Origin of the sequence: Thioalkalivibrio sp. ALMg11 (genome assembly GCF_000377905.1) — a bacterium.
Classification (GTDB): domain Bacteria; phylum Pseudomonadota; class Gammaproteobacteria; order Ectothiorhodospirales; family Ectothiorhodospiraceae; genus Thioalkalivibrio.
In genome coordinates this window covers 429,399-453,632 of record NZ_KB898871.1, presented here as the reverse complement: position 1 = coordinate 453,632, position 24,234 = coordinate 429,399, and the positions used below count along the sequence as shown (strand labels likewise).

At 62.7% G+C, this 24,234-nt stretch carries 22 protein-coding genes and 2 tRNA genes; 14 read left to right on the top strand and 10 right to left on the bottom strand.

The genetic code is table 11. The features are described from left to right. Nucleotides 1–46: 46 nt before the first annotated feature. The 3 genes from D578_RS15820 to D578_RS0102180 form a co-directional block, all read right to left on the bottom strand. Entirely contained in the window at nucleotides 47–331 is a 285-nt protein-coding gene (locus D578_RS15820) for a hypothetical protein (RefSeq protein ID WP_196800654.1), read from the bottom strand. Nucleotides 332–486: 155 nt separating this feature from the next. Beyond that, nucleotides 487–741: a type II toxin-antitoxin system RelE/ParE family toxin gene (locus D578_RS0102185; protein ID WP_369772753.1), complete on the bottom strand. Its 255-nt coding sequence runs from the start codon at nucleotides 739–741 to the stop codon at nucleotides 487–489. Nucleotides 742–767: 26 nt separating this feature from the next. Then, the gene (locus tag D578_RS0102180) at nucleotides 768–1,040 is read right to left on the bottom strand and encodes a CopG family ribbon-helix-helix protein (protein ID WP_018948375.1); all 273 of its coding nucleotides are present in this window, start codon (nucleotides 1,038–1,040) and stop codon (nucleotides 768–770) included. Between the two features lie 232 nt (nucleotides 1,041–1,272). On the opposite strand from D578_RS0102180, the gene D578_RS0102175 reads away from it, so the two are divergent. After that, nucleotides 1,273–1,854, top strand: coding sequence for a recombinase family protein (locus D578_RS0102175; protein WP_018948374.1), 582 nt, complete (start codon nucleotides 1,273–1,275; stop codon nucleotides 1,852–1,854). Nucleotides 1,855–2,699: 845 nt separating this feature from the next. On the opposite strand, the gene D578_RS0102170 is transcribed toward D578_RS0102175, so the two are convergent. From D578_RS0102170 to D578_RS14725, 3 genes are read right to left on the bottom strand one after another with little or no spacing between them, the layout of a single operon-like run. After that, a complete protein-coding gene (locus tag D578_RS0102170; RefSeq protein ID WP_018948373.1) occupies nucleotides 2,700–5,846 on the bottom strand; it encodes a DEAD/DEAH box helicase family protein in 3,147 nt (1,048 codons plus the stop codon). A gap of 3 nt (nucleotides 5,847–5,849) precedes the next feature. Beyond that, nucleotides 5,850–8,927 (bottom strand): DNA methyltransferase, encoded by a 3,078-nt coding sequence (locus D578_RS0102165; RefSeq protein WP_018948372.1) that lies wholly within the window; start codon nucleotides 8,925–8,927, stop codon nucleotides 5,850–5,852. A gap of 25 nt (nucleotides 8,928–8,952) precedes the next feature. Then, a complete protein-coding gene (locus D578_RS14725) occupies nucleotides 8,953–9,231 on the bottom strand; it encodes a hypothetical protein (RefSeq protein ID WP_018948371.1) in 279 nt (92 codons plus the stop codon). A 562-nt stretch (nucleotides 9,232–9,793) separates the two neighbouring features. On the opposite strand from D578_RS14725, the gene mobH reads away from it, so the two are divergent. From mobH to D578_RS0102145, 3 genes are all read left to right on the top strand, one after another. Further along, a complete protein-coding gene (gene mobH / locus D578_RS0102155) occupies nucleotides 9,794–11,635 on the top strand; it encodes a MobH family relaxase (protein ID WP_018948370.1) in 1,842 nt (613 codons plus the stop codon). Between the two features lie 155 nt (nucleotides 11,636–11,790). Continuing rightward, complete coding sequence (locus D578_RS0102150) at nucleotides 11,791–12,102, top strand: carbon storage regulator (protein WP_018948369.1); 312 nt, start codon at nucleotides 11,791–11,793, stop codon at nucleotides 12,100–12,102. A gap of 104 nt (nucleotides 12,103–12,206) precedes the next feature. Continuing rightward, nucleotides 12,207–13,145 carry a site-specific integrase gene (locus D578_RS0102145; protein WP_018948368.1) on the top strand — a complete coding sequence of 313 codons (939 nt, stop codon included), beginning with the start codon at nucleotides 12,207–12,209 and terminating at the stop codon, nucleotides 13,143–13,145. Between the two features lie 264 nt (nucleotides 13,146–13,409). On the opposite strand, the gene D578_RS0102140 is transcribed toward D578_RS0102145, so the two are convergent. From D578_RS0102140 to D578_RS0102130, 3 genes are all read right to left on the bottom strand, one after another. Continuing rightward, nucleotides 13,410–13,485: transfer RNA gene (locus D578_RS0102140), tRNA-Thr, on the bottom strand. 73 nt (nucleotides 13,486–13,558) lie between these two features. Beyond that, a complete protein-coding gene (locus D578_RS0102135) occupies nucleotides 13,559–13,996 on the bottom strand; it encodes a Fur family transcriptional regulator (RefSeq protein ID WP_018948367.1) in 438 nt (145 codons plus the stop codon). 89 nt (nucleotides 13,997–14,085) lie between these two features. Continuing rightward, nucleotides 14,086–14,159, bottom strand: a tRNA-Gly gene (locus D578_RS0102130). 65 nt (nucleotides 14,160–14,224) lie between these two features. Between D578_RS0102130 and thiS the strand changes: the two genes are divergently transcribed. From thiS to trmB, 3 genes are read left to right on the top strand one after another with little or no spacing between them, the layout of a single operon-like run. Beyond that, the gene (thiS, locus tag D578_RS0102125) at nucleotides 14,225–14,431 is read left to right on the top strand and encodes a sulfur carrier protein ThiS (protein WP_018948366.1); all 207 of its coding nucleotides are present in this window, start codon (nucleotides 14,225–14,227) and stop codon (nucleotides 14,429–14,431) included. Between the two features lie 49 nt (nucleotides 14,432–14,480). After that, nucleotides 14,481–15,287 (top strand): thiazole synthase, encoded by an 807-nt coding sequence (locus D578_RS0102120; protein ID WP_018948365.1) that lies wholly within the window; start codon nucleotides 14,481–14,483, stop codon nucleotides 15,285–15,287. Nucleotides 15,288–15,289: 2 nt separating this feature from the next. After that, on the top strand, nucleotides 15,290–16,021 hold the full coding sequence (gene trmB, locus D578_RS0102115) for a tRNA (guanosine(46)-N7)-methyltransferase TrmB (protein ID WP_018948364.1): 732 nt from the start codon (nucleotides 15,290–15,292) through the stop codon (nucleotides 16,019–16,021). Nucleotides 16,022–16,048: 27 nt separating this feature from the next. Here trmB and D578_RS0102110 read toward each other — a convergent pair whose 3' ends face one another. Beyond that, nucleotides 16,049–16,897, bottom strand: a complete 849-nt coding sequence (locus D578_RS0102110) for a universal stress protein (protein WP_018948363.1) — start codon at nucleotides 16,895–16,897, stop codon at nucleotides 16,049–16,051. Between the two features lie 264 nt (nucleotides 16,898–17,161). Here D578_RS0102110 and D578_RS0102105 point away from each other — a divergent pair, with 264 nt between their 5' ends. The 7 genes from D578_RS0102105 (at nucleotide 17,162) to D578_RS0102075 (ending at nucleotide 24,232) form a co-directional block, all read left to right on the top strand. Continuing rightward, the gene (locus tag D578_RS0102105; RefSeq protein WP_018948362.1) at nucleotides 17,162–19,000 is read left to right on the top strand and encodes an SLC13 family permease; all 1,839 of its coding nucleotides are present in this window, start codon (nucleotides 17,162–17,164) and stop codon (nucleotides 18,998–19,000) included. 46 nt (nucleotides 19,001–19,046) lie between these two features. After that, complete coding sequence (locus D578_RS0102100) at nucleotides 19,047–19,937, top strand: phosphoribulokinase (protein WP_018948361.1); 891 nt, start codon at nucleotides 19,047–19,049, stop codon at nucleotides 19,935–19,937. A gap of 108 nt (nucleotides 19,938–20,045) precedes the next feature. Then, the gene (locus D578_RS0102095; protein ID WP_018948360.1) at nucleotides 20,046–20,504 is read left to right on the top strand and encodes a hypothetical protein; all 459 of its coding nucleotides are present in this window, start codon (nucleotides 20,046–20,048) and stop codon (nucleotides 20,502–20,504) included. Further along, entirely contained in the window at nucleotides 20,501–21,631 is a 1,131-nt protein-coding gene (locus tag D578_RS0102090; RefSeq protein WP_018948359.1) for an FIST C-terminal domain-containing protein, read from the top strand. Before D578_RS0102095 ends, D578_RS0102090 begins: the two co-directional genes overlap by 4 nt. Before the next feature lie 28 nt (nucleotides 21,632–21,659). Further along, on the top strand, nucleotides 21,660–22,694 hold the full coding sequence (locus D578_RS0102085) for an NADP(H)-dependent aldo-keto reductase (RefSeq protein ID WP_018948358.1): 1,035 nt from the start codon (nucleotides 21,660–21,662) through the stop codon (nucleotides 22,692–22,694). Between the two features lie 12 nt (nucleotides 22,695–22,706). Further along, entirely contained in the window at nucleotides 22,707–23,489 is a 783-nt protein-coding gene (locus D578_RS0102080; RefSeq protein ID WP_018948357.1) for a TatD family hydrolase, read from the top strand. Beyond that, a complete protein-coding gene (locus D578_RS0102075; protein ID WP_018948356.1) occupies nucleotides 23,486–24,232 on the top strand; it encodes a ThiF family adenylyltransferase in 747 nt (248 codons plus the stop codon). The genes D578_RS0102080 and D578_RS0102075 overlap by 4 nt, the downstream gene beginning before the upstream one ends. Nucleotides 24,233–24,234: the final 2 nt, after the last annotated feature.

Genomic DNA, 24,234 nt, shown 5'->3' with positions numbered 1-24,234 from the left:
TCCAGAAGCGTGGGAGCCGAGAGCAGCCGCCCCGCGATAGAGCAGGCTAATCGTCTTCCTCGAAGATCGAGTCGTGCCAGAGATTGGTCGGATGCCTCCACAGATCCCTGGTCTCCTCGTAGGTGTAGAATCCCGGGATCTTCGCATCGCCGGGCATCGCTGACGTTGTCACAGAGTCATCCTGACTAACCGGCCCATCGGGTGCATCGCCGCCCGACGTATCGCTATCGGCATCACCGGTGAAACCAACAGCCTGCGCCGCGCCCGCACCCAAGCCGGCCAACCCTGCGCCATAGCGCCGTACACCCTGCGCCCAGCCATGTTGGCGCACGGCGGTCCCTACACCTGCGACCAGGAATAGAAGGATCAGAGTTAGAAGGAGGCCCATAAGCTACCCATTGTTTCTTGTGGCTATTACTACACGTTTAGCGCAGCCGAGCCATGGACGCAAGCGCGGCACACGCAGTTGATGCTCAGGCTCCGGATTCAGTAACCCGCCTCTTTCTGGTGCCGGAAGGCGAGGACATACACGGCATCGTCGGCCGGTTCGTGTCGGTACAGAGCCACAAATCCGGAGTCGCCGAAGGCAATCACCAACTCACGCAGTTCGGGGACTTCAGGATCCGGTCGCCCCATATCGGGGGCCGTTTCCAGCAGCAGGAATTGCCGCTCGATCGCCTGGCCCGCGCGCCTGGCGGCATCCGGGGCTTTAGTGGCGAGAGCGCGCCTGCATCGCTCCAAACCTTCTGCGGCGCCTGCGGTGACGATTACTCGTGGCACTCGGGCGCGGCTCCTTCAACGTCAGTGCCCCATGTACTCAACCAGTCGCGGGCTTCCTGCCCGGTCAGGTGCTGCCCGGTTTCCCGGTAAGCCGACCAGGACGCCAGGGCTTCCTGCCGGAAACTCTCGCGGGCTTCCTCGCGGTCAACGTACTGGCGGATGGCTTCCAGCATGATCCAGTGAGGCGACCTCCGGCGTTGGGCGGCGAGATCCTGGAGGCGATCTTTCAACGCGTCATCGATTTTCAGGGACGTTGCCATGGTGGCCCTCGTATTACGTGGTATTACCTTATATCAAGTTAGCGCGGTACCCGGCCCCGCGTCCACCCCGCCGATCACCGAACAGCCAGTATCAAAAACGATCGTTTTCGAGAGGGTCAGACCGAATCCAGCGATGCCACCCCATTGCTTGTGGTCAAGCATCTCAAAACTGTGTCTTGAAACTCTTTGTCGCAGAACCTAGCATGGAGACGAGTTTCGAGAGACCAAGCCTATGAAAGTCGGGTACGCTCGCGTTTCAACCCGTGACCAAGACCCATCGCTCCAGACCGATGCTCTGCGGCAGGCCGGGTGCGATCGGATCTACGAGGACCGCGCATCGGGAGCCCAGCGTGATCGCCCGCAGCTTCGCGAGGCCCTGGACTACATGCGGCAGGGCGACGTCCTGGTGGTCTGGAGACTGGATAGGCTTGCCCGATCCATGCGGCAGCTCATCACCACTGTCGGGGACCTGGAGGAGCGCGGGATCGAGTTCCAGTCCCTGACGGAATCCATCGACACCACGACACCCGGCGGCAAGCTCGTGTTCCACGTCTTTGGCGCAGTGGCCGAGTTCGAGCGCTCCATCATGCAGGAGCGGACCCGTGCGGGTCTCGATGCAGCGCGCCAGCGTGGCCGCACCGGGGGTCGTCCTCCCGCGCTCAGCGAAGAGCAGGCAGGTCTTGCACTGACCCTGATGCTCCATACGGATACATCGGTCCGAGCGATCGCGAAGCAGCTGGGCGTTTCGCCCGCCACGCTCTATCGCCACTTTCCCGGCGGCCGGGCAGCACTCCGTGACCATGCCGCTGACTGAGATTCGCCTACTCAAGGTCATCCCTGACCGAAATCAGTACCGGTTCTACCGGATGTTAATCCGTCGCGGCCTTCTCGGAGAGTTCGCGTCGACGCGTGAGTGGGGGGCGAATCGGCTACCCTGGCACGGTGCGCGACGTACTGGTGTCCGGCTTTCAAGGCAGCAGTGACTCAGCTGGAGGAAAGGGCACGCGAGAAGCCCCGTGGTGGGTATTGTGAAGGTTCCGCGTCGGACTTGGCGGTGAAATGGTAAATGAGGGGAAGGGAATGGAAGGTGAACGGCAAGGGACTTATCCAGAAAGGGAAGAAAGGGCTAGCCCCCAGGAGTTGGACGGATCAGCGAATCGTCCATCGAGCCGGATCCGTCGGCCCAGGAGCGCTGGATGAACCGGGCGCGGTCGGACAACCCCGGGGGGGACCTTCACACCGCGGGCGCCCTGTCCCCGGCCGCGCTGATGGCAGGACCAAGCGCATCCCGCCTGGGCCCCGAGGACGAACCAGCCGTGAGCGTGGCAGGCTGCCGGAACCGCGCGAGCACCCAATCGGTGCGGTGACCCCGGGAAAGGCTCCTGAGCGTCCTACAGGGGCCTGAGGGACGATCGCAAGGGTGGCCGGATGTGCCGGGTAAACCGCTCGCAAGCGGACTCTGGCAGCGAGGGCTGCGGCGGGCTTCAGAAAGGCCCATGGAATCACCGCCCTGGGCAGCGAGGGCTGAAACTGCAGAAGCTGCCAGGACGGTTCGGGGTCAACGATGCTGGCACGGCGCACCTTGGCGGCACCGTATGCAAGCGGCGTGACGGACGATCCGGAAGCATCTGCTACGCTTCGGTGTGTTCTGTCGGTCACCTATCCCTCGACGATGCGTCTGATGTAGTCGTAGTCGTTGTCCCGTACCGGAAACAGGATATGCGCCAACGCGAACCTGTCCTTATCCCAGCCCCCGTCGTCGTACTTGGTGCGCAGATCATCGAACGTTGTCGCGGAGACGATGAACGAATCGAGGACGACATCAGTCATGTTCGTCCGCGTGCACATGGCCTTCGCCAATTTCGGGAGCGATTCGTGCAGTCGCGCCTTGTCGTCGTGTTTATAAGCTTCGGCTCGGAGCATCCCGTGGGGTTCCACGAACACGATGCGTTGCTGATGGGCGGTCTTGATCCAGAGGATAAAGTCTGGGTAGAAGCCTCGCGTCTCGAAGAAGCCGATCCCCTTGCCTCGGCTCAGGTTCCGCAACAGGTAAACTTCGGCATACGCAAGGGCGCCGTCCCGCTCCGCGCGGCAGTAGGCACGTAGGTCATCGACAAATTGCCGTTCACTCGCCTTGAGACCGGGCGGATCGCTTCGCACCTTGTTGCCTCGCTCGATCAACAGCGGCTGATACAGGTGACGGTCGAAGTGGATCGTCGGCAAGCGGGTCAAATCTTGGCCGTAGATGCTATCGGCATCGTCGATCAGTTTCTGAATGGCTCCGATCAGAGTCACGTCGCCTCTGGGGACCTTGACGATGTAGTCCTGGAAGTTCGAGTCCTCGATACCCAGAGCCTTGTAGACCATATTCTCCGAGTCCCATCGCTCTTGCTGCACGCGATAGAACTTATCTGTGTACTTTCTCAGGACCGTCAGGACAGCTTCGTGAAGCAATGCGGTTCCAGCGAAGGAGACCGGCTGAACGACGTTATCATCAGCAACCACGCTGTATAGACGGGATGGCTCCTTCTTATCAAAGATGGCTCGCGGCAAATCGGGGCGGATGGCCAGGTTGCGCATGCCTTTCCGCTCTTTGTACTCCAGGAGCTCCAGGTAGACGCGCTCCCAGTCCACAAGATTCAGGCTCGCGTCGGGAACGGCCCTCTCGCAACCGGCCTTCACTGCGGCTGCGGTAAAACCGTCGACCCCGCTTTCGAACGTCTGCACCTTGAGCGACATATCGACGCGCACACGAATCGCCGGATCGACATCCAGAAGCACGGCGGCTTCGTCGGCGAAGCTTCGGTCGTCCGGAATGCGCGGTACGACCAGACCCTGTCTTAGAAAGTCATCGTTCGTCCGGATCGGCAGTGAAAGCTCGACGTGGCCTTCTGTCTCGACACCTTCTTTCTCCAGGTGCTCCTGAAACTGGGGCATGTAATTCGCACGGACCGCAAAGATGTTGAGCGTCTCCAGCACCGGCAAATGCTCGGGATGGCTGCCGTCGAGCGCAGAACTTCGCTTTAGCGTGAAGTCCTTGCCCCGTAGTCGCACGCCGCGCCCGAAAAGCTGGATGATTTCCGAGCCTTCCTTCCGGCCAATGTTGAGCAACCCCATATTGGAGACGCGCCAGGAGTTCCACCCCTCCATGAACTTCTTAGCGCCAATTAATATTTCGACGCTCGTCTCCGGCTCGTTGATGCCCTCAAAAAGCGAATCGGCAATCGCATCTTCCTCGACAGTGATGCCGGCGTCATCCACCTCCACCAGCTTTTTGAAGGCGCTGGTATCGCCGATATAGATCAGACCGAAATATTCGCCCCCACTGGCCTTTAGCCCCAGTTCGCCGGGACTGCCCCGCAGATCGCACAGATGCAGGCCGCCGCCTGTGGGCGAGTGCAGGACTTTTCCCAGCAGCTCATGGTAGGCCGTCTCCGCATCGATGCCGGCATCTTTCAGGTACTGGAACTTCTCGGCAAAGATGTCCTGTCCGTCCGGGTCCCCCTCCAGGCCGGTCTTCCCATCGAGCAGCATTTTGATCGCCTTGACCGCCCAGCCCTTCTTGTTCTCCAGCAGGTGATGCAGGAAGCGGGCGACGGTCAGCACGTCACTGCGTTTTTGCTTGTTCTCGGTATAGACAGCATTCACGCTGCTGCCGACGAACACCCAGAGCGGTTTTTCCAGGTTGTACGGCCGTAATGCCTCGCCACCTTCCTCGAAAACCCGCTGCTGCTCGTAGAACGACAGCAGGTTCCCCAACAGCAGCATCTCGGTTTTGTCCTCGACCGCTTCTTCCTTCAGGTTGAGGATACGGAAGTCCTTCCCGTATCCGTCGCCGTGGAAGTACCGGTAGGAGTAGTCGAATACTATGCCCTTACCGTACTCTTCGGTCAGCTTGTCATTCCGAGCCGCCGTCAGGGCCTGACCGAAAGTCGCACTGTACTCGAAGGTAAATCCGGTCTGCCCCAGCGCGTCGCGAAAGCTGCGCCATGCCTCGCCGCCCGAACCCTTGTGGCCTTCATCGACAAAGATCAAGTTGTTGCCCTCGAAGGCCTCGACGGGCACGCTCTGACCACCACCGCGCTTCTCTTCCACCAGTTTCGTGATCTCGATGACGCGCACGGCATCGGGCTCGGAGATTCCCAAGCCGCTTTCATTGAGGTCGAACCGGCGGCAGGGGATATTGGATGCCGTCATCTCCTCGATGTGCTGCTCGCTCAGCCCCTCGTTCGGCGTGATCAGCACGATATTGTCTAGCGGCGAGTTGTTGTATCGCAGGAACTGCCGATAGTTGATATGCATGATCAACGTCTTGCCGCTGCCGGTTGCCATCCAGTACGCCAGCTTCTTGAGGTCGGTTTCACTGAACCTGGCGTCCTTCACCTCTCCGGAGTTCTTGGAGAGATTCCGCTTCGCCACGAATTCGTTCAGAGACCGCAGACGCGCTTCCCGATAATTGAAATAGCCATCGAGGAATATCTCCGTGTAGAGCAACGCCAGATGCTGGAAGTATCGAAGCGTGATTGGATCCGACCGACGCGCATTCATCGCGCCCAGGTGCTCACGGATGTTGTCGTCGTACCGCGCTAGGTCTGCGGTCGTGATTTGGACCTTGTCACCGCGGGCAATGAGCCGGTGGCACACGTAACTGCGGCCGCTGGCGTCAAAACCCTCGCCAGCCTCGCGCAGGTCAGCCAGCAGATGACGGTTGCTTTCATAACCGAACAGGCTGTTCAGCCAGGTCAGCAGCACCAGCCGTTGTTCCAGCTTAACGTACTCCGGTTTGGCGTTTCGTCCCTGGGACATGGGTTACGCCTCCACCGGCGCGAACATCCGAGCCTTGAACACAGGCTCAAGAGCCTTGGCGTTCGGGATAAACGAGTCGCCATTGACGAACACCTCATCCGCACCTTCGGCGAGCTTCTGTTCAGCGACGAATTCCTTGTCTCGCTCTAGGTCGTTCTTTTGCCAGCTCTCCATCTCACGCCAGATAACCGCGATGCGTCGATGGTCAATGTGGCCTTGATAGACCAGGTATCGGCGCCCCTCATCGTCGCACACCTTGCGTCTGCTGACGTGCAGGCCGAGCAGGAAGTTGAAGGTCTCGGGTATATCGACCGTCCTTTCGATGGTTTCATCGCCCTTGGCGACGGTGAGCTTATAGCTGAACGGCTTGGCGAGCTGCTCGACGTTCAGGAGCGTTTCGCTATGGCGACTCTCCCAAGCCAGCATGTACTTGAGAAGGTAATCGTCAAACTCTAGCGCCGCCCCGCTGGAGACTTCGTGGAACTTGATGTTATTCAGGGCGTCTTCGTACGACTCCAAACGGATAAACTTAACGATACGCGGGCTGCGATCGGCCTCTTCGGCGGTGGCCATGCGGCTAGGCTTGCCACCATCCCACTCTGGTGCAAAGGTCACCTTTTTCATTCTCGGAACAATAGCGGAGTCAAAATACTGGCCCATCTCAACCAATATGAATCGGCGTCGCCCCCCATCACGGCGGTTCAGATTTATAACCGCGTGTCCAGTTGTCCCAGATCCAGCAAAAAAATCCGCGACCGTTCCCTCAGAACCCTCCGGGAGAGACAAAGATACTAAGTGTTCAATCATTGAAACAGGCTTTGGTCGACCAAAAACAGCCTCCCCAAGAACGTGCTCGAGCGCCGCAGTAGATTGGGATGTGGTACCAAACTGAGGCAAGAGCGTGCTTGGGGTTGATTTTGAACGCTGCTTGGTTATCTTCAACTTCCCGGAACCATTAAAGTAAAATCCGGTTACTTCCTGCCCTTTTGAATCAAAAACCGGCCTTTTGCCTGAGAAGTATTTCTCCATTTGCCGCTTTTGAGTCCACCCTGCACGCAGCGTTACTGGATATTTTAGTTTTTGCGCCTCACATATCATTTCGCCCTGAATCAATTTCACGACCTCAGTGTCGCCCCATTCCCCTTTAAGCTCTTTTCCGTCCGTGGCATACCACGGCGTTCCGGCCGGGAATTCGAAATCGCTAGCCGGGTTTGCGCTAGAAACTTTCTTCATGGCACCCGCGACGATTTCCCCGGGTTTTCCTGAAAAATTTTCATACGTTTTCGGTGAATGCGTGCAAAACACTTGCACATATTCATGATAGGGGGTAAAGAGGCCGCTCTGCTGGCTATGCTGCGTATTCCAGATAAGCTCAGCCGCAAAACATTCTTGACCGAAAATCCTCTCCCCAAGCTCACGGAGCCTAGATGTTTCATGTTCATCGATACTACAGTAGAAGAACCCATAATCTTTCAATAACTGCCGAGCGAGCTGGACGCGCTGTTCCATCATTGTCAGCCACGTGGACCGTTTGTATCCATCCTTGTAAGGGAAAACATCTTTTTCGGTATTGTAGTTTGGGTCTATGTATTGGCACTCAATTTGTTTCCCAAATTTTGGGGCAATAAAATTGAGTGCTTGCCAATTTTCGCTGTGTAACATGATGCCATCGATATTATCATCAAGGTCGCCAAATGACTCCAGCAACTTGTCATTGAAATTTTGCTCGAAATGTGAGGTGTCGATTACGAGCGTCGGGTGTTCCTTCAGGAACGCCACACGACGTTCTTGTTTCTTCTCGTCACTCGTAAAGAGATCGGCCTGCTCCTCGCCAATGCGGAAAAGTTCTTTCCATTCATCCCATTGGGCATCGCACGCAGCGATGTCGGGGTAAAAGCTTTCGTCGATAGCGCTGGCCGTGATGCAGTACTGGGTCTCGGTGACGAATTTCCGCTTCTCCCACAACATTTTCTGGAATGACTCGATCTGGTCGAGGAAGTCGATAATCCGGCCGCCCACGGCCTTGATCACCCGCAAGACCTGAAACCAGCCCTCGGAGCGGTCCTCGCCAGCGGCTTCAATTTCGTCCAGGCTCATCACTTCGTTCTTCAGATAGAAGTCCAGCTCACGCGAGAGGAAAACCTTCAAGTTCCTGTGGATAAAGAAGTCGGACGTGTTCTTGCGGGTGTACTGCCGTAGATGATGCTCCAGGAACGTGATCGGCCGGTTTTCGCTGTCCTTGCGACGCTCGGCGATAATGGCGGAGAGAGCCTTTTTCGCCTTTTTCAGGGCCTCTGGAATGGCCTCACAGGCCTCCGCGATGATTTTTTCCTGCTGGCTCTTCGTCGTGTAGGTAGCCTTCTCTTGGTCGGTCAGCGGCCGGTATTCGAAGGGAATGACCAGCTCGTTTGCCTCTTCCAGCCAGTCGGTGCTCTTGACGCGGGGCAGGAAGAACCGCTTCTCGCCCTTAACATTGTTCTGCTCGACGTTGGCGGCGGTAAGCTTGAAGTGCACGGTCACGCCTTGTGACGTAAAGGTGTAATCGTGGAAATGCTCGGCGGTCTTGACGTAGTACTGGTCCTGGTTGGCCCAGTGCAGGTAGACTTCCTCGCCGTTGTAGGGGATGGCGTACTTCTGTCGCCTGGAGTAACGGCGCTTGGAGATAAAATCACCGTCCTGGTAGTAGCGGCTGAAGAATGTGTACAGGTGATTGAAGATGGTAGCCTCCAGCGCCTCGCACCCACGGCCGCCGGCTGCCTTCGCCTGCAAGCTCAGATACTTCTTGCCGATTTCCGTCCCTTGGAACCGGACAAGATTGCCATCGGCGTCCAAAGCGTCCTTACCAAGCGTTTTGGCAATCTCCTCCGCAGTTTCGGCAAGCTCCGCTGCGGCTTGTGACTGATCGGCCAGGGCGTCACGATTCAGCTCCTCACCAATCAGCTCGGGCAGGTCGGTCGAGATGAACTTCTCGATCACGTCCCGCTTGTAATTCATGATGCGGTAGATACCGAAATCCAGGTCCGCACAGTCGAACTGAAAAAGCTCGCGCAGCAGCGCTTGAAATTTTTCTCGGTTTGTCATCGGCACGGGTTCCATTCTCTAAGATTCATGTCCGGCATTGGGGGCGGCCTGGTTTGAGTGGTCGATAGCGACCTTGCTGGCCAACATGGCCGGCGGCTACTTGGTTTGGCGGCCCGGGAAGGAAGGGGCCAGCGACGGTCTTCCCCTTGTCGTTGAAGATGTTGTGCTTGTCGCAAAGACCCCGGATCAGCGCCGCCACCATGCAGGCTATGGAGCGATGCTCGCGGACGGCGGCAGTACGCTGCACATCCTTGACGGCGAGATCAATGCGGAGGGTGACGGTCGCGGTCTTGGTGGCGGCCATCCGAGGTCTTCGCGGAGTGGCTGCAAAGTTACGGCAATGTACTGTAATCTCGCGAATCGTCCAAGGAGCGCCTGACACAACGGGCGTCAGGCGCAGATCGCGGTAATTGCTCCTTGCTACCGTGCGCCGCCTGGTGGGCGGGGCGGCGGCCGAAAGGCATATCAGCAATAAGCGGTATCCAGCCATTCCTGAGCGAGACCGCGCGCACGGGGAAACGCGACACAAATACTGAGCGTGGGCGGCGCGGAAGTACCGGAGAATGGGAGGACTATTCAGCGGCGGTTTTGGGGCAGCGACTATGGCGAGCTCGGCGCCTGGGAGGAAGTCTCTCGGTTCCCTGCTGGCCTCGAAGGCATCGATCCCCTCCCGTTGATCCCCAAATATCCCGGCGTGGAAGCTGGGATCAGGTGGGGACGCGGCGCGAACTCAACCGCGCCGGGCATTGCGCGTAACAGCGTCGGAAACTCTCAAGATCCCGCTGAGGTTTTCTCGGGGACAGTGTGCCGGGCAACATCCATCATGGTTAGCACGGTACGTCACCAACTTCCCGAGACGATCCTCCATGCTGCCGTTTCTCCGTCGCAAGCCGCCTGCTACAGCACATGCCAGTCGGCAGGAGACACCGCCGAAGGCTGGCCTGCTGCCGGTCGAGACCGCGGAAGAGCTGCTGCAGCCACCCCACCGCAGGTCACTACTGCGCCAGATCACCGGCCTTCTCGCGCTCCCGTCGGAGTGCTCCGAACGATATGTCGTTGCCAGCCTGCGCCGGTACGCGGCATTCGTCCAGGAAGTGCCCGCGTCCGAGGTTCACCACCACTCCAGCCGAGGGGGCATGCTCGACCACGGACTCGAGGTCGCGCTCAAGGCGTTGCAGATCCGCCGGGGGTACCTCCTGCCACCCGGGGCCGAAACTGAACGGCTTTCCCATGAAGCGGACGCCTGGTCCTACGGCGTCTTCTCCGCCGCTCTGCTGCACGATGTGGGCAAACCCGTCGTCGACCAGGAGATCGCCGTGTACGGCGCCTTGGGCAACCGCCTGGGGCGCTGGGAACCCTGGCACGGACCGATGATCGAGCGACCGGGTGCGCACTGGTATTCCGTGCGGTACAGGCGCGGTCGCGTTCACAAACTCCACGAACCAGCATCCAGTCTCGTCGCGCATTGGGTCCTACCGCCGGAAGGCATGTCCTGGATAGCTAAACACCAGGAACTACTGCAGGCGTGGATCCATGCAATCCACGGGCAGTTGGAGGATGCGGGGGCGCTGGGACAGATCATCCTGCAGGCCGACCGGGAGTCGGTGGCGCGGAACCTGGGCGGCGAATCACCGGACCGACTGCCCACGCCTACGAAGCCGCTTCACGAGAAGTTGATGACATCGCTTCGACACCTATTGAGCAGCGAAGATCTGCCGCTGAACCGCAATGGGGCGGCAGGCTGGCGCACGGAGTCGGATCTGTGGCTAGTGTCGAAGCGCGCAGCCGACGCGCTGCGGGCACACCTCCGCGAGGAGGGGCATTCCGGCATTCCTTCAAACAACGACCGGATCTTCGACACACTGCAGGAGCACGGATTGCTGACCGCCAACGGGGACCGCGCCATCTGGAGGGCCCGGGTTGCCAGTGACGGCTGGTCGCACGAGCTGACTCTCATCCGCCTGCCGGTGGCCCGCATTTGGTCCGATCCTGATGCGATGCCGATGGTGTTCGAGGGTACCGTGACTCCGCTTGGCGAGGCATCGGCCGAGGGGACAACGGAGTCTGGCGACAGATCGCCAAGCCGCTCTTCACCTGAAGAGCCGGCCGCCCCTGCGGCAGATCCGCCCACGGCGAGGACCGTCGTAATCCAGACAGGTCAGTCTGACGAGGTGGAGGAACGTCACTCACCCCACTGCCCGCCCGTATCCGGCGGTGTTGACGATCTGCCGCTCCCTCCGGGGCTCGACGGCGTCCTGGATGAAGCCACTGACGAGCCGACGGCCGAGCCACCGCCGCAGTCGACGGCATCCTGCGATTCGGGTGCGGACGCCCCCTTGCCTGAAGACCCGGGGGATGCCTGTCTCGAATGGATCCGACGAGGTGTCGCGGACGGGTCGCTCCTGGTGAACACGCGAGAGGCCCGGATCCACGTCGTCCCCGAGGGCGTGCTTCTCATTAGTCCCGGGATCTTCCGCGACTTTGCGAATGCGACGGGCCACACGTGGAACGCTGCCCAGAAGCGCTTTCAGCGGTTACAGCTGCACGAGAAGTCCTCCGAAGGCACCAACATCCATCGCTATGTGGTGCGGGGCGAGCGCCAGACCAGCCGTATCAACGGTCTCCTGATCCGTGACACCTCCGTTGTCTTCGGCCCGGACTGGATACCCTCACCCAACGACCACCTGACACCCGCCGCCGAAGCGTAAGCCAGCCGTCTTGCCCGGATAGTTACGGGCGTGTGACACGGGAGCAATAACGGAATATTCTCCGCAGTTTCTTCCGGAATCATAACAATCGAATATTCGGAAGAAATACAGAGGGAGCTGGCAAACGGGCAAGGAAGCAAGGAGGAGGAAAAGGAATGTTGGTTTTGACCCTGAAGGACGGGGAAGCACTGTACGTGGGGGATAGCGCCCTCGTGGTCGCGGTGCAGACCCAGGAAGCACCACTTCGACTGTCGGCATGCGCGCCCGGTCTCAATGTCGAGTGGGATACCCCAGGCAGCCGGATCACCCTTCACCACCCGGACGGCCCCGTCCGTATGGAGTACGTCGACCATCGCAAGGCGCGCCTCGGCATCGAGGCCCCCGAGAGCGTGGAGATCGTGCGCGAAGCGTTGCGGGAACGACGTCAATCCTCCCAGGAAATTTCGGCTCCATCGCAAACGGAGTAGGCGGTTTCACTGCTGGATTCGTGAGGACGCGCGCCTGGCAGGGAGCCCGTGTGCTAACTTCAGTGATGCCAGGGGCGTGACTTGAACCCGTTACAGGGGAGGCCATGCCCGCGATGGAAACCCACCGCACCCTCGACGACCTGGTGCAGATCTATCTGCGCGAGCGGATCTTGCGGCCCGATACCGCCATCCGCTACCAACAGGTTGTTCGACAGTTTCAAAACGACATGGGCGTCAGGACGCTGGACGAGATTCAGCGCGACACGCTGCTGGAATGGCGCAGCCAGGTCCTGCAGCGCGCCCGCGCGACGACCTGGAACTACTACCGTCGCCATTTCCGCGCGATGTGGCGCTTCGCCATGGAAGCGGAATGGATCAGCCATGACCCCCTGGAACGGGTCGACGCGGCGCCTGAAGATCGCCGGATCAAGACCGTTTCGCGCGACCTTCTGGATCAGGCGATCGCGGCGCTCGATGATTCCGAGAATCGTTGCCTTGAGCCCCGCTGGTTCTGGCTCGTAGTGCTGCTCACCTTCTACTACACCGGCATGCGGAGGCGGCAACTGGTGGCGCTGACGTGGGGCGACGTGTGCTGGAATCAGAACGTACTGCGGCTATCGGTGGCGGGATCGAAGACCCACCGCGAGTGGGATATTCCGGTTCCAGCGCCCTTGCTTGAGCCATTGCGGGAACTGTATGACAGGACCATCGCGCTCCGCGGGCCTCGGGGCCTTGAGCACTCGCAAGTGTTCGACCTGGGCCTGCATCGGGGCGAAGCTCGCTACCAGGGGAAGGGCATTCGCGTTGAGCAGGTCAGCGGCTTTTTCCGGAAGCTGAGCGAGGTCTTGGGTCAGCCCATTTCGCCGCACCGTCTCCGGCATACGCTGGGGACCGAGGTGGGGCGTCAGGAGAACCCTCCGCTTCGCGCGCTGCAGCACTTGCTGGGACACACCAACCTATCGACTACGATGCAATACGTGGAACCCGATATGGGGCAGCTGCGCCAGCTGGTTGACCACCTCCCCCAACCGGGCCGATCCTAGCCAGCGTGCCGGATCACCGCAGACACGCAAACCCTTGCTTGACTGTGGATTCCGATATGGGATAGTAAAGGATCGGGTGGCTTCACATGCCACCTGTAGCCAGTCAGTACGTGCCACCTGGCAGTACGCCTCGACATTCGAGCGGGGGACGCGAAAAAGAAGGGCGGTGCTACCAACACCGCCCTTCCGATGGTCCGAATAGGGCGGACCGGTCCCTGGCTCTGGTCTGTCATCGTCCCCTTGATCCGACGATGACAGCAAGTTTGGTGCCGGCGAGAGGAGTCGAACCTCCGACCTATCGATTACGAATCGATTGCTCTACCAACTGAGCTACACCGGCGAAGCGCGACATGATAGCGAGGGCCGGGGCCGACCACAATCCGGCGAGCCCGGACAATCGGCCGGCAACAGGCTCAGGAGCGGCGGCGACCCACGCGGAAGACGACGTCCACACCCTCGAGCTCCTTGCCTTCCGGCAGGGCGGGCAGATCGGAGATGTCGATCCGCGCCGGGTCCACGTCTTCCAGTTCCCCGGTATCGGTATGGAACAGGTGGTGATGCGGATTCAGGTTGGAGTCGTAGAACAGCTTGGTGGGATCGATCAGGACCTCGCGCACCAGCCCCTTCTCGGCGAACAGGTTCAGGGTGTTGTACACCGTGGCCTTGGATACCCGCGAGGCATGCCGCATTAGCTGCCCGAGGATCTGCTCGGCGCTCAGATGCTGGTGGCGGGCGAACATCACGCGGGCAATCTCGACGCGCTGCTCGGTCGGGGAGATTGCGTGTTCGCGCAGCAGTTCGCGCGCCGCGTCGACCGAGAGCAGATCCGGATTGTTGGAGTCGATGTTCATGATTCCGACGATATAACAGGGGTCTGGAGCAAGTCCATATCCCGCTTTCCGGGGATGATGCGGCCGGGAAGCCTGATAGAATGAAGGAATGGAGCGGGTGATGGGAATCGAACCCACATTAAGAGCTTGGGAAGCTCCCGTTCTACCATTGAACTACACCCGCTTGCGCCGCCGATTGTAGGCCTTGTCGGCCTCCGGCTCAACGGTAAACTGAGCAGTCGAAGAACCATGCAGATTCAGCTGAACGGCGAACCCTTCGAACTCCCCGACGATCGCGAGGCCACCCTGGCGGCGCTGATCGAGGTGCGCGGCCTTGGCGGCCGCCGTCTGGCGGTGGAGGTGAACGAAGAGCTGGTCCCGCGCAGCGAGCACGCGGCCCATCCCCTGAAATCCGGGGATCGCGTGGAGATCGTGCAGGCGATCGGGGGCGGCTAGATTGCCCATCCGCCCCGGCCTGCGACCACTTTTCAACGAAGGAATGACCATGACCGAATCGGCCGCTGCGTCCGCCGACGACCTGTTCCGCGTAGGCACGCGCGAGTTCACCTCCCGCCTGCTGGTGGGGACCGGCAAGTACCGTGATCTCGACCAGACCCGCGACGCCATCGAGGCGAGCGGGGCGGAGATCGTGACCGTCGCGATCCGCCGCACCAACATCGGCCAGAATCCGGACGAACCCAACCTGCTGGACGTGATCTCGCCGGAGCGCTACACGCTGCTGCCGAATACCGCCGGCTGCTTCAACGCCGAGGATGCGATCCGCACCTGCCGCCTGGCGCGCGAGCTGCTGGACGGCCATAACCTGGTGAAGCTGGAGGTCCTGGGCGACGAGAAGACCCTGTACCCGGACGTCTTCGAGACCGTGAAGGCCGCCGAGACGCTGGTGGCCGAAGGCTTCGACGTGATGGTCTACACCACCGACGACCCGCTGCTGGCGAAGCGCCTGGAAGACATCGGCTGCCTGGCGATCATGCCGCTGGCCGCGCCGATCGGGTCGGGGCTGGGGATCCAGAATCGCTACAACATCCGCGAAATCGTGGAGAACGCCTCGGTTCCGGTACTGGTGGATGCCGGGGTCGGCACCGCCTCGGACGCCGCCATCGCAATGGAGCTGGGCTGCGACGGCGTGCTGATGAACACCGCCATCGCCGCCGCCGATGCCCCGGTGATGATGGCCTCGGCCATGCGCCACGCGATCATCGGCGGGCGTCAGGCCTTCCGTGCCGGGCGCATGGCGCCGCGGCGCTACGCCTCGGCCTCCTCGCCGCAGACCGGCCTGTTCTTCAACTAAGCATGAACGACCAGACCAACACCGGGGCCGACGACGACAAACCGTTCTACCGCCGTATCCGCAGCTTCGTGCGCCGCGAGGGCCGGCTAACCCCCGGCCAGCAGCGGGCGCTGGACGACCTGTCCCCACGGTTTGGCCTGCAGCTCCCGGCGCCTGCCGCGCCGCTGGATCTGGCCGCGGTATTCGGGCGCACGGCACCCGTGACCCTGGAGATCGGCTTCGGCGACGGCGAGAGCCTGGCCGAGCAGGCCGCGAACCAGCCAGAACGCGACTTCATCGGCACCGAGGTCCATCGACCGGGGGTCGGGCATCTACTGCGCGCGGTGGAGCAGCGTGGCCTGACCAATGTGCGGGTCAGCGACGTCGATGCGGTGGAACTGCTGGAGCACTACCTGACGCCGGACAGCCTGGACTGCGTGCAGGTGTTCTTCCCCGATCCGTGGCACAAGAAGCGTCACCACAAGCGCCGCCTGATCCAGCCGGCCTTCGTGCGCCACCTGGCGACGCGCATCCGACCGGGCGGGCGGCTGCACCTGGCCACCGACTGGGCCGAGTACGCCGAGCACATGATCGCCGTGATGCAGGAATGCGCCCCCTGGTTCGAGCCGGACGGCCCGGTACCGGCGCCTGGCCGGCCGCCGGAGCGGCCGGTAACCAAGTTCGAGCGGCGTGGCGAGCAACGCGGCCACAAGGTCGCCGATCTGCTCTACCGGCGCACCGACGAACCTGCCTGACGATACCCGGCGCGATGCCGGGTCGGCTCAGACGTTCTTGACCACCAGGACCGGGCAGTCAGCCCCGCCGATCACGCGCTCGGAGACACTGCCCATCAGAAGGCGCTTGAGCCCGGTACGCCCGTGGCTGCCGACCACCACCAGATCGCGATGGTCGCGCGCAGCGACCTCCAGAAGGGTAATCTCGGGGCGCCCCTCCTCGAAGGTCGCATCCGCCTCCAGCCCCTTCTCGCGGGCCTCGCCCTGCAGACGCTGGATGGCCTGCACACCCTCCTGACGCCGTTCCTCGTTCTGCCCCGGGACCGCCACCGACACGATGGTGATCGGAAGCTTGCAATAGCTGGCGAGCTCGATTGCGGCGCGCGCGGCCTGGTCTCCGAGGTCAGAGCCGTCGGTGCCCACCAGCAACCCGCGATGCGGCGCCTGGGCGCCACGCGGGACAATCATCACGTTGCAGGGCGCAAGCCCCACGACCTTGCGCGTGGAGTCGCCCACCATCAGGCGCGAGAGGTCGCCGCGATCGCGCCGGCCGATGACGATCAGCCCGGCCTTGAACTCCTCGGCAATGGCGACGATCTCCTGGTGCCGGTCGACCCCGTGGCGCAGGATCATGGAGGCATCGATGCCCACTTCGCGGGCGCGCTTTTCCAGCGCGTCCAGATCGGCCTGACCGGCGACACTTGCCTCGTGGCTGCGCGGCGGAGACAACGCGTCGTGCTGGGTATCGGTGCGGATAATCCGTGCGACGATCAGGCGCGCACCACAACGCTGCGCCAGATCCAGCGCCACATTCTCGGCGGATTCGCTGAATTCGGAGCCATCCGTCGCCAGGACGATGGTCTCAAAACGGCACAGCGGGGCATCGGATTCGGACATGCGGGGTCTCCACCTGGACTTTTTTCCAAGCATAACCGACATGCCGGCAAACGCCAGTACGCGGGGCCGCGCCGGCCGAACCGCCAACCCGGCGCCGGCGCATTTTTTGCGTCCTTGCCCGCAGGATGAAATAATCCCGCGCTTTCAAGGGAAAGGCGGAATCCGTTTCCTCCGACCCGCCTCGGCGCCTGCGCCCGGCGCGAGTCCCCTTTCGGCTTCTGGCCACGCGCCGTCCGGCGCGGGTCCTCAGGACACGACTTGAACATGGAAAACCTTACGCTGACCACCGAGATGATCGTGGTGCTTGCGCTGCTCGCGTTCACGATCTTCCTGTTTGTCTCCGAGATCGTCCGGGTCGACCTGGCAGCGATCTCGGTGATGGTCCTGCTGGGCCTGCTGACGCTGGTGCCCGGACTCGGGATGCTGGTCGGCCAGGAAGAGCTGTTCAGCGGCTTCGCCTCCAATGCGGTGATCTCGATCATCGCGGTGATGATCATCGGCGCCGGTCTGGACAAGACCGGCGTGATGCACAAGGTGGCGGCGTTCATCATGCGCGTGGGTGGCACCACCGAGAAGACCATCATCCCGACGGTCTCCGGCACGGTCGGCGTAATCTCCAGCTTCATGCAGAACATCGGCGCAGCCGCGCTGTTCATGCCGGTGATGAGCCGCATCTCCAACCGCCTGAACATCCCACTGTCGCGCCTGCTGATGCCGATGGGCTTCGCCGCGATCGTCGGCGGCACCATTACCCTGGTCGGCTCCAGCCCGCTGATCCTGCTGAACGACCTGCTGCCGTCGGACATGGAACCGTTCCAGCTGTTCGACGTGACCCCGATCGGCCTGGCCCTGCTGGCCACCGCCATCGTCTACTTCGTGCTGCTGGGTCGCTTTGTGCTGCCGTCGGTGAAGACCAAGTCGGCTCAGAGCGAGAGCGCACAGGACTACTTCCAGCGCGTGTACGGACTGTCCTACGAGGTCCACGAGCTGTTCGTGCCGGAGAACGACCCGATGGTCGGACGCACCGTGGCCGAGATCGAGCGCGATACCGGTGTCGCGATCGTCGGGTCCTACGTGCGCGACGAGCTGCGCATGGCACCGTGGACCGGCTACGAGATCCAGGCGAATTCGCACCTGGCCGTGCTCGCCAGCCCGACCCGCATGGAGAAGCTGTGCGAGGGCACGCGCAAGCGCCCTACCACGCACCTCGACGTATTTGCCAACGCCCTCGACAGCGGCCGCTCCGGGGTCGCCGAGGTGGCGATCGCGCCCGGCTCGAACCTCGCCGGCAAGACCGTCACCGAACTGGCCATGCGCCAGACCTACGGCCTCTCGGTGATGCGCATCCAGCGCGGCAACGATACCTACGGCGAAGGCCTGCGCGACATCCCGCTGGCGACCGGAGACATCCTGGTGGTGCACTGCAGCTGGGAATCGCTGGCGCGCCTGGACAAGGACCGCGACTTCGTCGTGATCACCTCGGACTATCCGCACGAGGAGCTGAGCCCGTCCAAGGTCCCGCATGCCCTGTTCTTCCTGGTATTGACCGTGGGTCTGATCGTGCTCACCGACCTGATGCTGTCGGTGGCATTGCTCACCGGCGCGCTGGGCATGATCCTGACCGGCGTCATCAGTCTCGACAACGCCTACCGCGCGGTCAGCTGGAAGACGGTCTTCCTGCTCGCGTCGCTTATCCCGCTGGGGATGGCGGTGGAGAACACCGGCACCGCCGCCTGGATCGCACAGAACACGCTCGACATGCTGGGCACCGTGCCGCCCTGGGTACTGCAGGCGACGATCTTCGCCCTGGCCACGTTCTTTACCCTGGTGATGTCGAACGTCGGCGCGACCGTGCTGCTGGTGCCGCTGGCGATCAACTTCGCGATCGCCGCGCAGGCCGCGGGCATGGATGCCGACCCGCGCGTGTTCGCGCTGACCGTGGCGATCGCCACCTCGAATTCCTTCCTGATCCCGACCCACCAGGTGAATGCCCTGATCATGGGCCCCGGCGGCTACCGGGTGAAGGACTTCATGAAGGCGGGCGGCATCATGACCATCCTGTTCGCCGTAGTCGCCATGTTCATGCTCAACCTGATTTTCTAGTCTGTTAAACGCAACCTTTAGCAACCCGTTTGCAAGGAGAAATTCCATGTCCCAGAAGCATCCCGTGATTGCGGTGACCGGTTCCTCGGGTGCCGGCACCTCCACCGTCAAGCGCTCCTTCGAGTCCATCTTCCGTCGCGAGCAGATCAGCCCGGTCGTGATCGAGGGCGACAGCTTCCATCGCTATGACCGCAAGGCGATGAAAGAGGCGATGCAGAAGGCCGCCGCCGACGGCAACGATCACTTCTCGCACTTTGGCCCCGACGCCAACCTGTTCGACCGCATCGAGGGGCTGTTCAAGACCTACGGCGAGACCGGCCAGGGCGAGAAGCGCTACTACCTGCATTCCGACGAAGAGGCCGCCGAGCACAACGAGCGCCTTGGCACCAACCTCGGACCGGGCGAATTCACTCCCTGGGAAGAGATCCAGCCGGGCACCGATCTGATGTTCTACGAGGGCCTGCACGGCCTGGTCGTGAATGGCCAAGTGGACGCCGCGCAGCACGTGGACCTGGGTATCGGCGTGGTGCCGATCGTGAACCTCGAGTGGATCCAGAAGATCTTCCGCGACAACGCCGAGCGCGGCTATTCCGCCGAGGCGATCGTCGACACGATCCTGCGTCGCATGCCGGACTACGTGAACTACATCACCCCGCAGTTCGGCTACACGGACATCAACTTCCAGCGCGTCCCGACGGTGGACACCTCCAACCCGTTCATCGCCCGCGCCGTGCCGACCCCGGACGAGTCGATGGTGGTCATCAGCTTCAAGGATCCGGCGAAGTTCGGCATCGACTTCCCGTACCTGCTGAACATGATCCCGGACTCCTTCATGTCCGATCCCAAGACCCTGGTGGTCCCGGGCGGCAAGATGAGCTTCGCGATGGAGGTCATCCTGGCCCCGATCATCCACGAGATGCTGTCGCGTCGCGGCTGATCCGCAAGCCCAGAAGAAGTTCCCAAGCCCCGCTCCGGCGGGGCTTTTTTCGTTTAAGGCCGGGCATTCCGCTAGGATTCGGGCTTTCACCGACAGGACGGAGTTGGCGTGTTCGGACTTTTCGGGCCACGGCCGGCCCAACAGATGGAGCGCTTCCGCAGCCGTTACGACGGACGCTCGCTGATCGTGCACCAGGGTTTCAACGGGGACTGGCTGGAGGAGCTCATCAAGCAGCCGGGCGGCGGGGGCTACTTCCGCATGGACAGCCGACCGCTGCCGCGGCGGCGACCCACCCCGGTGGAATGGCTGGTGCAGAACCACATCCTGCCGCTGGAGCTACCCCAGCCATTGTTTCTGGACGTACGCGAGGACGCCATCCTCGTGCGCCACCTGACGCGCGGGAAGCACGCCGTGCATCCCTCCGAGATCGCCTGGTTCCTGGAAGAACTGGACACTCGCCACCACGCCCGCCTGGTGTTCGCCGAAGACGGTGGTCTGCACGTGCACACCGGCCTTCCGGTCGACGACAACGAGGCCCTCAGCATGCTGGAGCATCTCGGTTTATGACCACACCCTTTCGCAGTGCCTCCGCCCGCGGCGACGAGCCCGGGGCCCTGGCCACCGCCCTGATCGCCGAGCTCGGCGAACAGCCGGTGCGTGGCGATGATCAGGTACGCGTCGGCTTCATCTATCTCTCCGACCCCCTGAGCCGCCACGCCCGCAGCCTGCTGAAACACCTGCGCGAAGGCCTGGGGATCGATCACTTTGTCGGCGGCATGGCCATGGCGATCATCGGCCCGCACGACGAGCTCTACGAGCAGCCCGGTGCGACCCTGATGATCGGCGAGTTCCCGGCATCCAGCGTTCGGGTCATCTACCGCCCGGTACGTCGCTTCGAGGACCTGGTAAAGGAACTGGACGGGTTCCTCGACCCGCAGACCCCGGGCCGTCTGATCCTGAACGCCGACCCCCACATGGAGGGCCTGGAAGGCATACTGACCGAAATCGGCGAGCAGACCGCCTGGTTTGCCATCGGGGGCGTCAACTCCGGCGAGCCCGGCGGGGTACAGATCGCCGACGGGGTCTCCGCCTCGGGCATCACCGGGCTCGCGCTGCGCGACGATGTCGCCATCGCCGCGCGCCACAGCCAGGGCTGCACACCGCTGCCCGGCCAGCACGAGCTGACCGAGACCTGGCGCAACATCATCGTGCGTCTGGACGGACAGCAGGCCCTGCCGGCATTCAAGGGCATCATTGGCGATGTCCTGTCGCGTGATCTCGAGCGCGCGCTGGGCTACATCCTGGTCGGCTTTCCCATCCCCGGCTCGGATACCGGCGACTATCGTGTGCGCAACATCATCGGGGTGGACCTGGACCAGGAGGTACTCGCGATCGGCGAGATACTGGAACCGGGGTCGCAGATCCTGTTCGTGCGCCGCGACGGCCAGGCCGCCCGCGAAGACCTGGAACGCATGCTGGAACAGGTGCGCGCCCAGGCACCCAACGGCATTCGCGGGGCGCTCTACGTCTCCTGTGTCGGGCGCGGGCGCCACCAGTTCGGGCAGGAAGGCGCGGAGTTGGCTATCGTGCAGAAGGGGCTGGGGGATGTACCCCTGGTCGGCTTCTTCGCCAATGGCGAGATCTTCGCCAACCGCCTGTACGGCTACACCGGGGTCCTGACCCTGTTCACCTGAAACGCACCACCCCACCCCGGGAGAAGGCATGCAGTACCGCAAGCTGGGACGTACCGATATCGAAGTCAGCCTGATCGGCCTGGGCACCATGACCTGGGGCGAGCAGAACACCGAGGCCGAGGCGCACGAGCAGCTCGACTACGCGCTGGAGCAGAAGGTGAACTTCATCGACGCCGCCGAGATGTATCCGGTGCCGCCGCGCGAGGAGACCCAGGGCCTGACCGAGACCTACATTGGCAACTGGCTGGCGCAGCGCAAGAACCGCGATCAAGTTGTGCTGGCCAGCAAGGTCGCCGGCCCCGGCATGATCGACTACCTGCGCGACGGACCGCAGCTGAACCGCGAGCATATCGAACAAGCCCTGAGCGACAGCCTCAAGCGGCTGCAGACCGACTATCTGGACCTATACCAGGTCCATTGGCCGGCCCGCGCGACCAACTTCTTCGGCCAGCTCGGCTACAGCCACAAGCCGGATGATGATGCCACGCCGATCGAGGAGACCGCCGCCGCCCTGAAGGCCATGGTCGACAGCGGCCGCGTACGGACCATCGGTATATCCAACGAGACCCCGTGGGGCTTCATGGAATGGATCCGCGCGCATGACCGCGGCCTGTCCGAGCGCATTGTCTCCATCCAGAATCCCTACAACCTGCTCAACCGCAGCTTCGAGGCGGGCCTGGCCGAGATGGCGATCCGCGAGGACGCGGGCCTGCTGGCCTACTCGCCGCTGGCCTTCGGCATGCTCTCCGGAAAATACCTGGATGGCGCCAAGCCGGCAGGTGCCCGGCTGACCCTGTTCGAGCGCTTCCAGCGCTACAGCAACGCATCCGGTCTGGCCGCGACCGCCGAGTACGCCAAGCTCGCCGCCGCACACGGGCTGACCCCAACCCAGTTGGCACTGGCCTTCGTCAACCAGCAGCCGTTCGTGACCAGCAACCTGGTCGGCGCGACTACCATGGAACAGCTGCGCGAGAACATCGCCACCATCGACATCACCCTGTCCGACGCCGTGCTAGAGGCCATCGAGGCGATCCACGCCCGCTACACCTACCCCTGTCCGTAGGGGTTTGTCCCGATGCACCTGATCGATACGCATGTCCACCTGGACCTCGACGCGTTCGATCCGGATCGCCCGGCGGTGCTGGACCGCGCCCGGGCCGCCGGCGTGCAGGAGCTGGTTCTGCCCGGCGTCACGCGTGCGCGCTGGCCGGATCTGGACGCCCTGCACCGGCAGGACGCCGGCCTGCATGTCGCCTATGGTCTGCACCCGATCTTCCTGCAAGACCATGCCGATGACGACCTCGACGCGCTGGAGGCCTGGCTGGACGCGCACCCGGAGACCATCGCCGTCGGCGAGATCGGGCTGGACGGCTACCGCCAGGACCTCGACTGGGACCGCCAGTGGCGCTTCTACACCCGGCAACTGGCGATCGCCCGGGAACGCGACCTGCCGGTGATCATCCACAGCCGGCGCGCGCTTGACGAGGTCCTGAAGGGCCTGCGCCAGCACCCCGGTATCACCGGCATCCTGCATGCCTTCATCGGCAGTCCGCAGCAGGCCCGCCAGGCGGCGGATCTCGGCTTTGCACTCGGGATCGGCGGACCCGTGACCTACAAGCGGGCGAAGAAACTGCACCGCGTGGTGCGCGAGGCACCACTGGAGGCGCTGGTGGTGGAGACGGATGCACCAGACCAACCGCTGGCCGGACACCAGGGCGAGCGCAACGAGCCGGCCATGACCGCCGAGGTCAACCGCCAGCTCGCGGCCCTGCGAGACATGGACCCGGCCGAGATGGCTATAATCACGTCACAAAATGCACGCCGGGTCCTCCGGCTCCCGACCGGTTCCGCTGCATGAACTCGCCCGCTGACGCCCCGCACAATCCCTATACCGAACGCACGGATCTGTTGCTGGGGCATGACGTCACTGCGCGCCTGCGCGACCGGCATGTCTTCATCGCCGGCCTGGGCGGCGTGGGCAGCTATGCCGCCGAGGCCATCGCGCGGGCCGGGGTCGGACGCATGACCCTGGCCGATCACGACGTGGTCGGAGCCTCCAACCTGAACCGCCAGCTGGTGGCACTGCGCTCCACCGTGGACCGGCCCAAGACCGAGATCATGGCGAACCGCATCCGCGACATTGATCCCGACATCGAGGTCATCATTCGCCAGGACTTCCTCCAGCCCGACACCATCGGCGACCTGGTCCCGGAGGATGCCGACTTCGTGCTGGACGCGATCGACTCCATCGTCTGCAAGGCCGCGCTGGTCGCGACTGCCCAGGCCCGCGGGCAGGCCGTGATTTCGAGCATGGGCGCAGGCGGGCGCATCGACCCGACCGCCGTGCGCGTGGGGCCGCTGGCCGGGACCCGCGTGTGCCCGCTCGCGCGGCAGATGCGCAAGCGGCTGCGGCGCCTGGGCGCGCACCTGGACTACCCGGTAGTGTTTTCCATCGAACAGCCGCGCAAGGGCACCGAGCACCGCCCGGTCGGCGACGGCGGCCGGCCGCGCTCGGTCAACGGCACCATCTCCTACCTGCCGGCGATCTTCGGCCTGACCGCCGCCGGCCACGTGATCCAGACCCTGATCGCCCGCGACTGACG

What these genes read in the sequence shown, in the direction of transcription:
- thiS (WP_018948366.1), top strand. Translation starts at nt 14,225, where the DNA reads ATGCAGATTCAGCTGAACGGCGAACCCTTCGAACTCCCCGACGATCGC.
- trmB (WP_018948364.1), top strand. Translation starts at nt 15,290, where the DNA reads ATGAACGACCAGACCAACACCGGGGCCGACGACGACAAACCGTTCTAC.
- D578_RS0102080 (WP_018948357.1), top strand. Translation starts at nt 22,707, where the DNA reads ATGCACCTGATCGATACGCATGTCCACCTGGACCTCGACGCGTTCGAT.
- D578_RS0102085 (WP_018948358.1), top strand. Translation starts at nt 21,660, where the DNA reads ATGCAGTACCGCAAGCTGGGACGTACCGATATCGAAGTCAGCCTGATC.
- D578_RS0102145 (WP_018948368.1), top strand. Translation starts at nt 12,207, where the DNA reads ATGCCCGCGATGGAAACCCACCGCACCCTCGACGACCTGGTGCAGATC.
- D578_RS0102090 (WP_018948359.1), top strand. Translation starts at nt 20,501, where the DNA reads ATGACCACACCCTTTCGCAGTGCCTCCGCCCGCGGCGACGAGCCCGGG.
- D578_RS0102110 (WP_018948363.1), bottom strand. Translation starts at nt 16,897, where the DNA reads ATGTCCGAATCCGATGCCCCGCTGTGCCGTTTTGAGACCATCGTCCTG.
- D578_RS0102170 (WP_018948373.1), bottom strand. Translation starts at nt 5,846, where the DNA reads ATGTCCCAGGGACGAAACGCCAAACCGGAGTACGTTAAGCTGGAACAA.
- D578_RS0102165 (WP_018948372.1), bottom strand. Translation starts at nt 8,927, where the DNA reads ATGACAAACCGAGAAAAATTTCAAGCGCTGCTGCGCGAGCTTTTTCAG.
- D578_RS0102150 (WP_018948369.1), top strand. Translation starts at nt 11,791, where the DNA reads ATGTTGGTTTTGACCCTGAAGGACGGGGAAGCACTGTACGTGGGGGAT.
- mobH (WP_018948370.1), top strand. Translation starts at nt 9,794, where the DNA reads ATGCTGCCGTTTCTCCGTCGCAAGCCGCCTGCTACAGCACATGCCAGT.
- D578_RS0102135 (WP_018948367.1), bottom strand. Translation starts at nt 13,996, where the DNA reads ATGAACATCGACTCCAACAATCCGGATCTGCTCTCGGTCGACGCGGCG.
- D578_RS0102075 (WP_018948356.1), top strand. Translation starts at nt 23,486, where the DNA reads ATGAACTCGCCCGCTGACGCCCCGCACAATCCCTATACCGAACGCACG.
- D578_RS0102175 (WP_018948374.1), top strand. Translation starts at nt 1,273, where the DNA reads ATGAAAGTCGGGTACGCTCGCGTTTCAACCCGTGACCAAGACCCATCG.
- D578_RS0102180 (WP_018948375.1), bottom strand. Translation starts at nt 1,040, where the DNA reads ATGGCAACGTCCCTGAAAATCGATGACGCGTTGAAAGATCGCCTCCAG.
- D578_RS0102100 (WP_018948361.1), top strand. Translation starts at nt 19,047, where the DNA reads ATGTCCCAGAAGCATCCCGTGATTGCGGTGACCGGTTCCTCGGGTGCC.
- D578_RS0102120 (WP_018948365.1), top strand. Translation starts at nt 14,481, where the DNA reads ATGACCGAATCGGCCGCTGCGTCCGCCGACGACCTGTTCCGCGTAGGC.
- D578_RS14725 (WP_018948371.1), bottom strand. Translation starts at nt 9,231, where the DNA reads ATGGCCGCCACCAAGACCGCGACCGTCACCCTCCGCATTGATCTCGCC.
- D578_RS0102105 (WP_018948362.1), top strand. Translation starts at nt 17,162, where the DNA reads ATGGAAAACCTTACGCTGACCACCGAGATGATCGTGGTGCTTGCGCTG.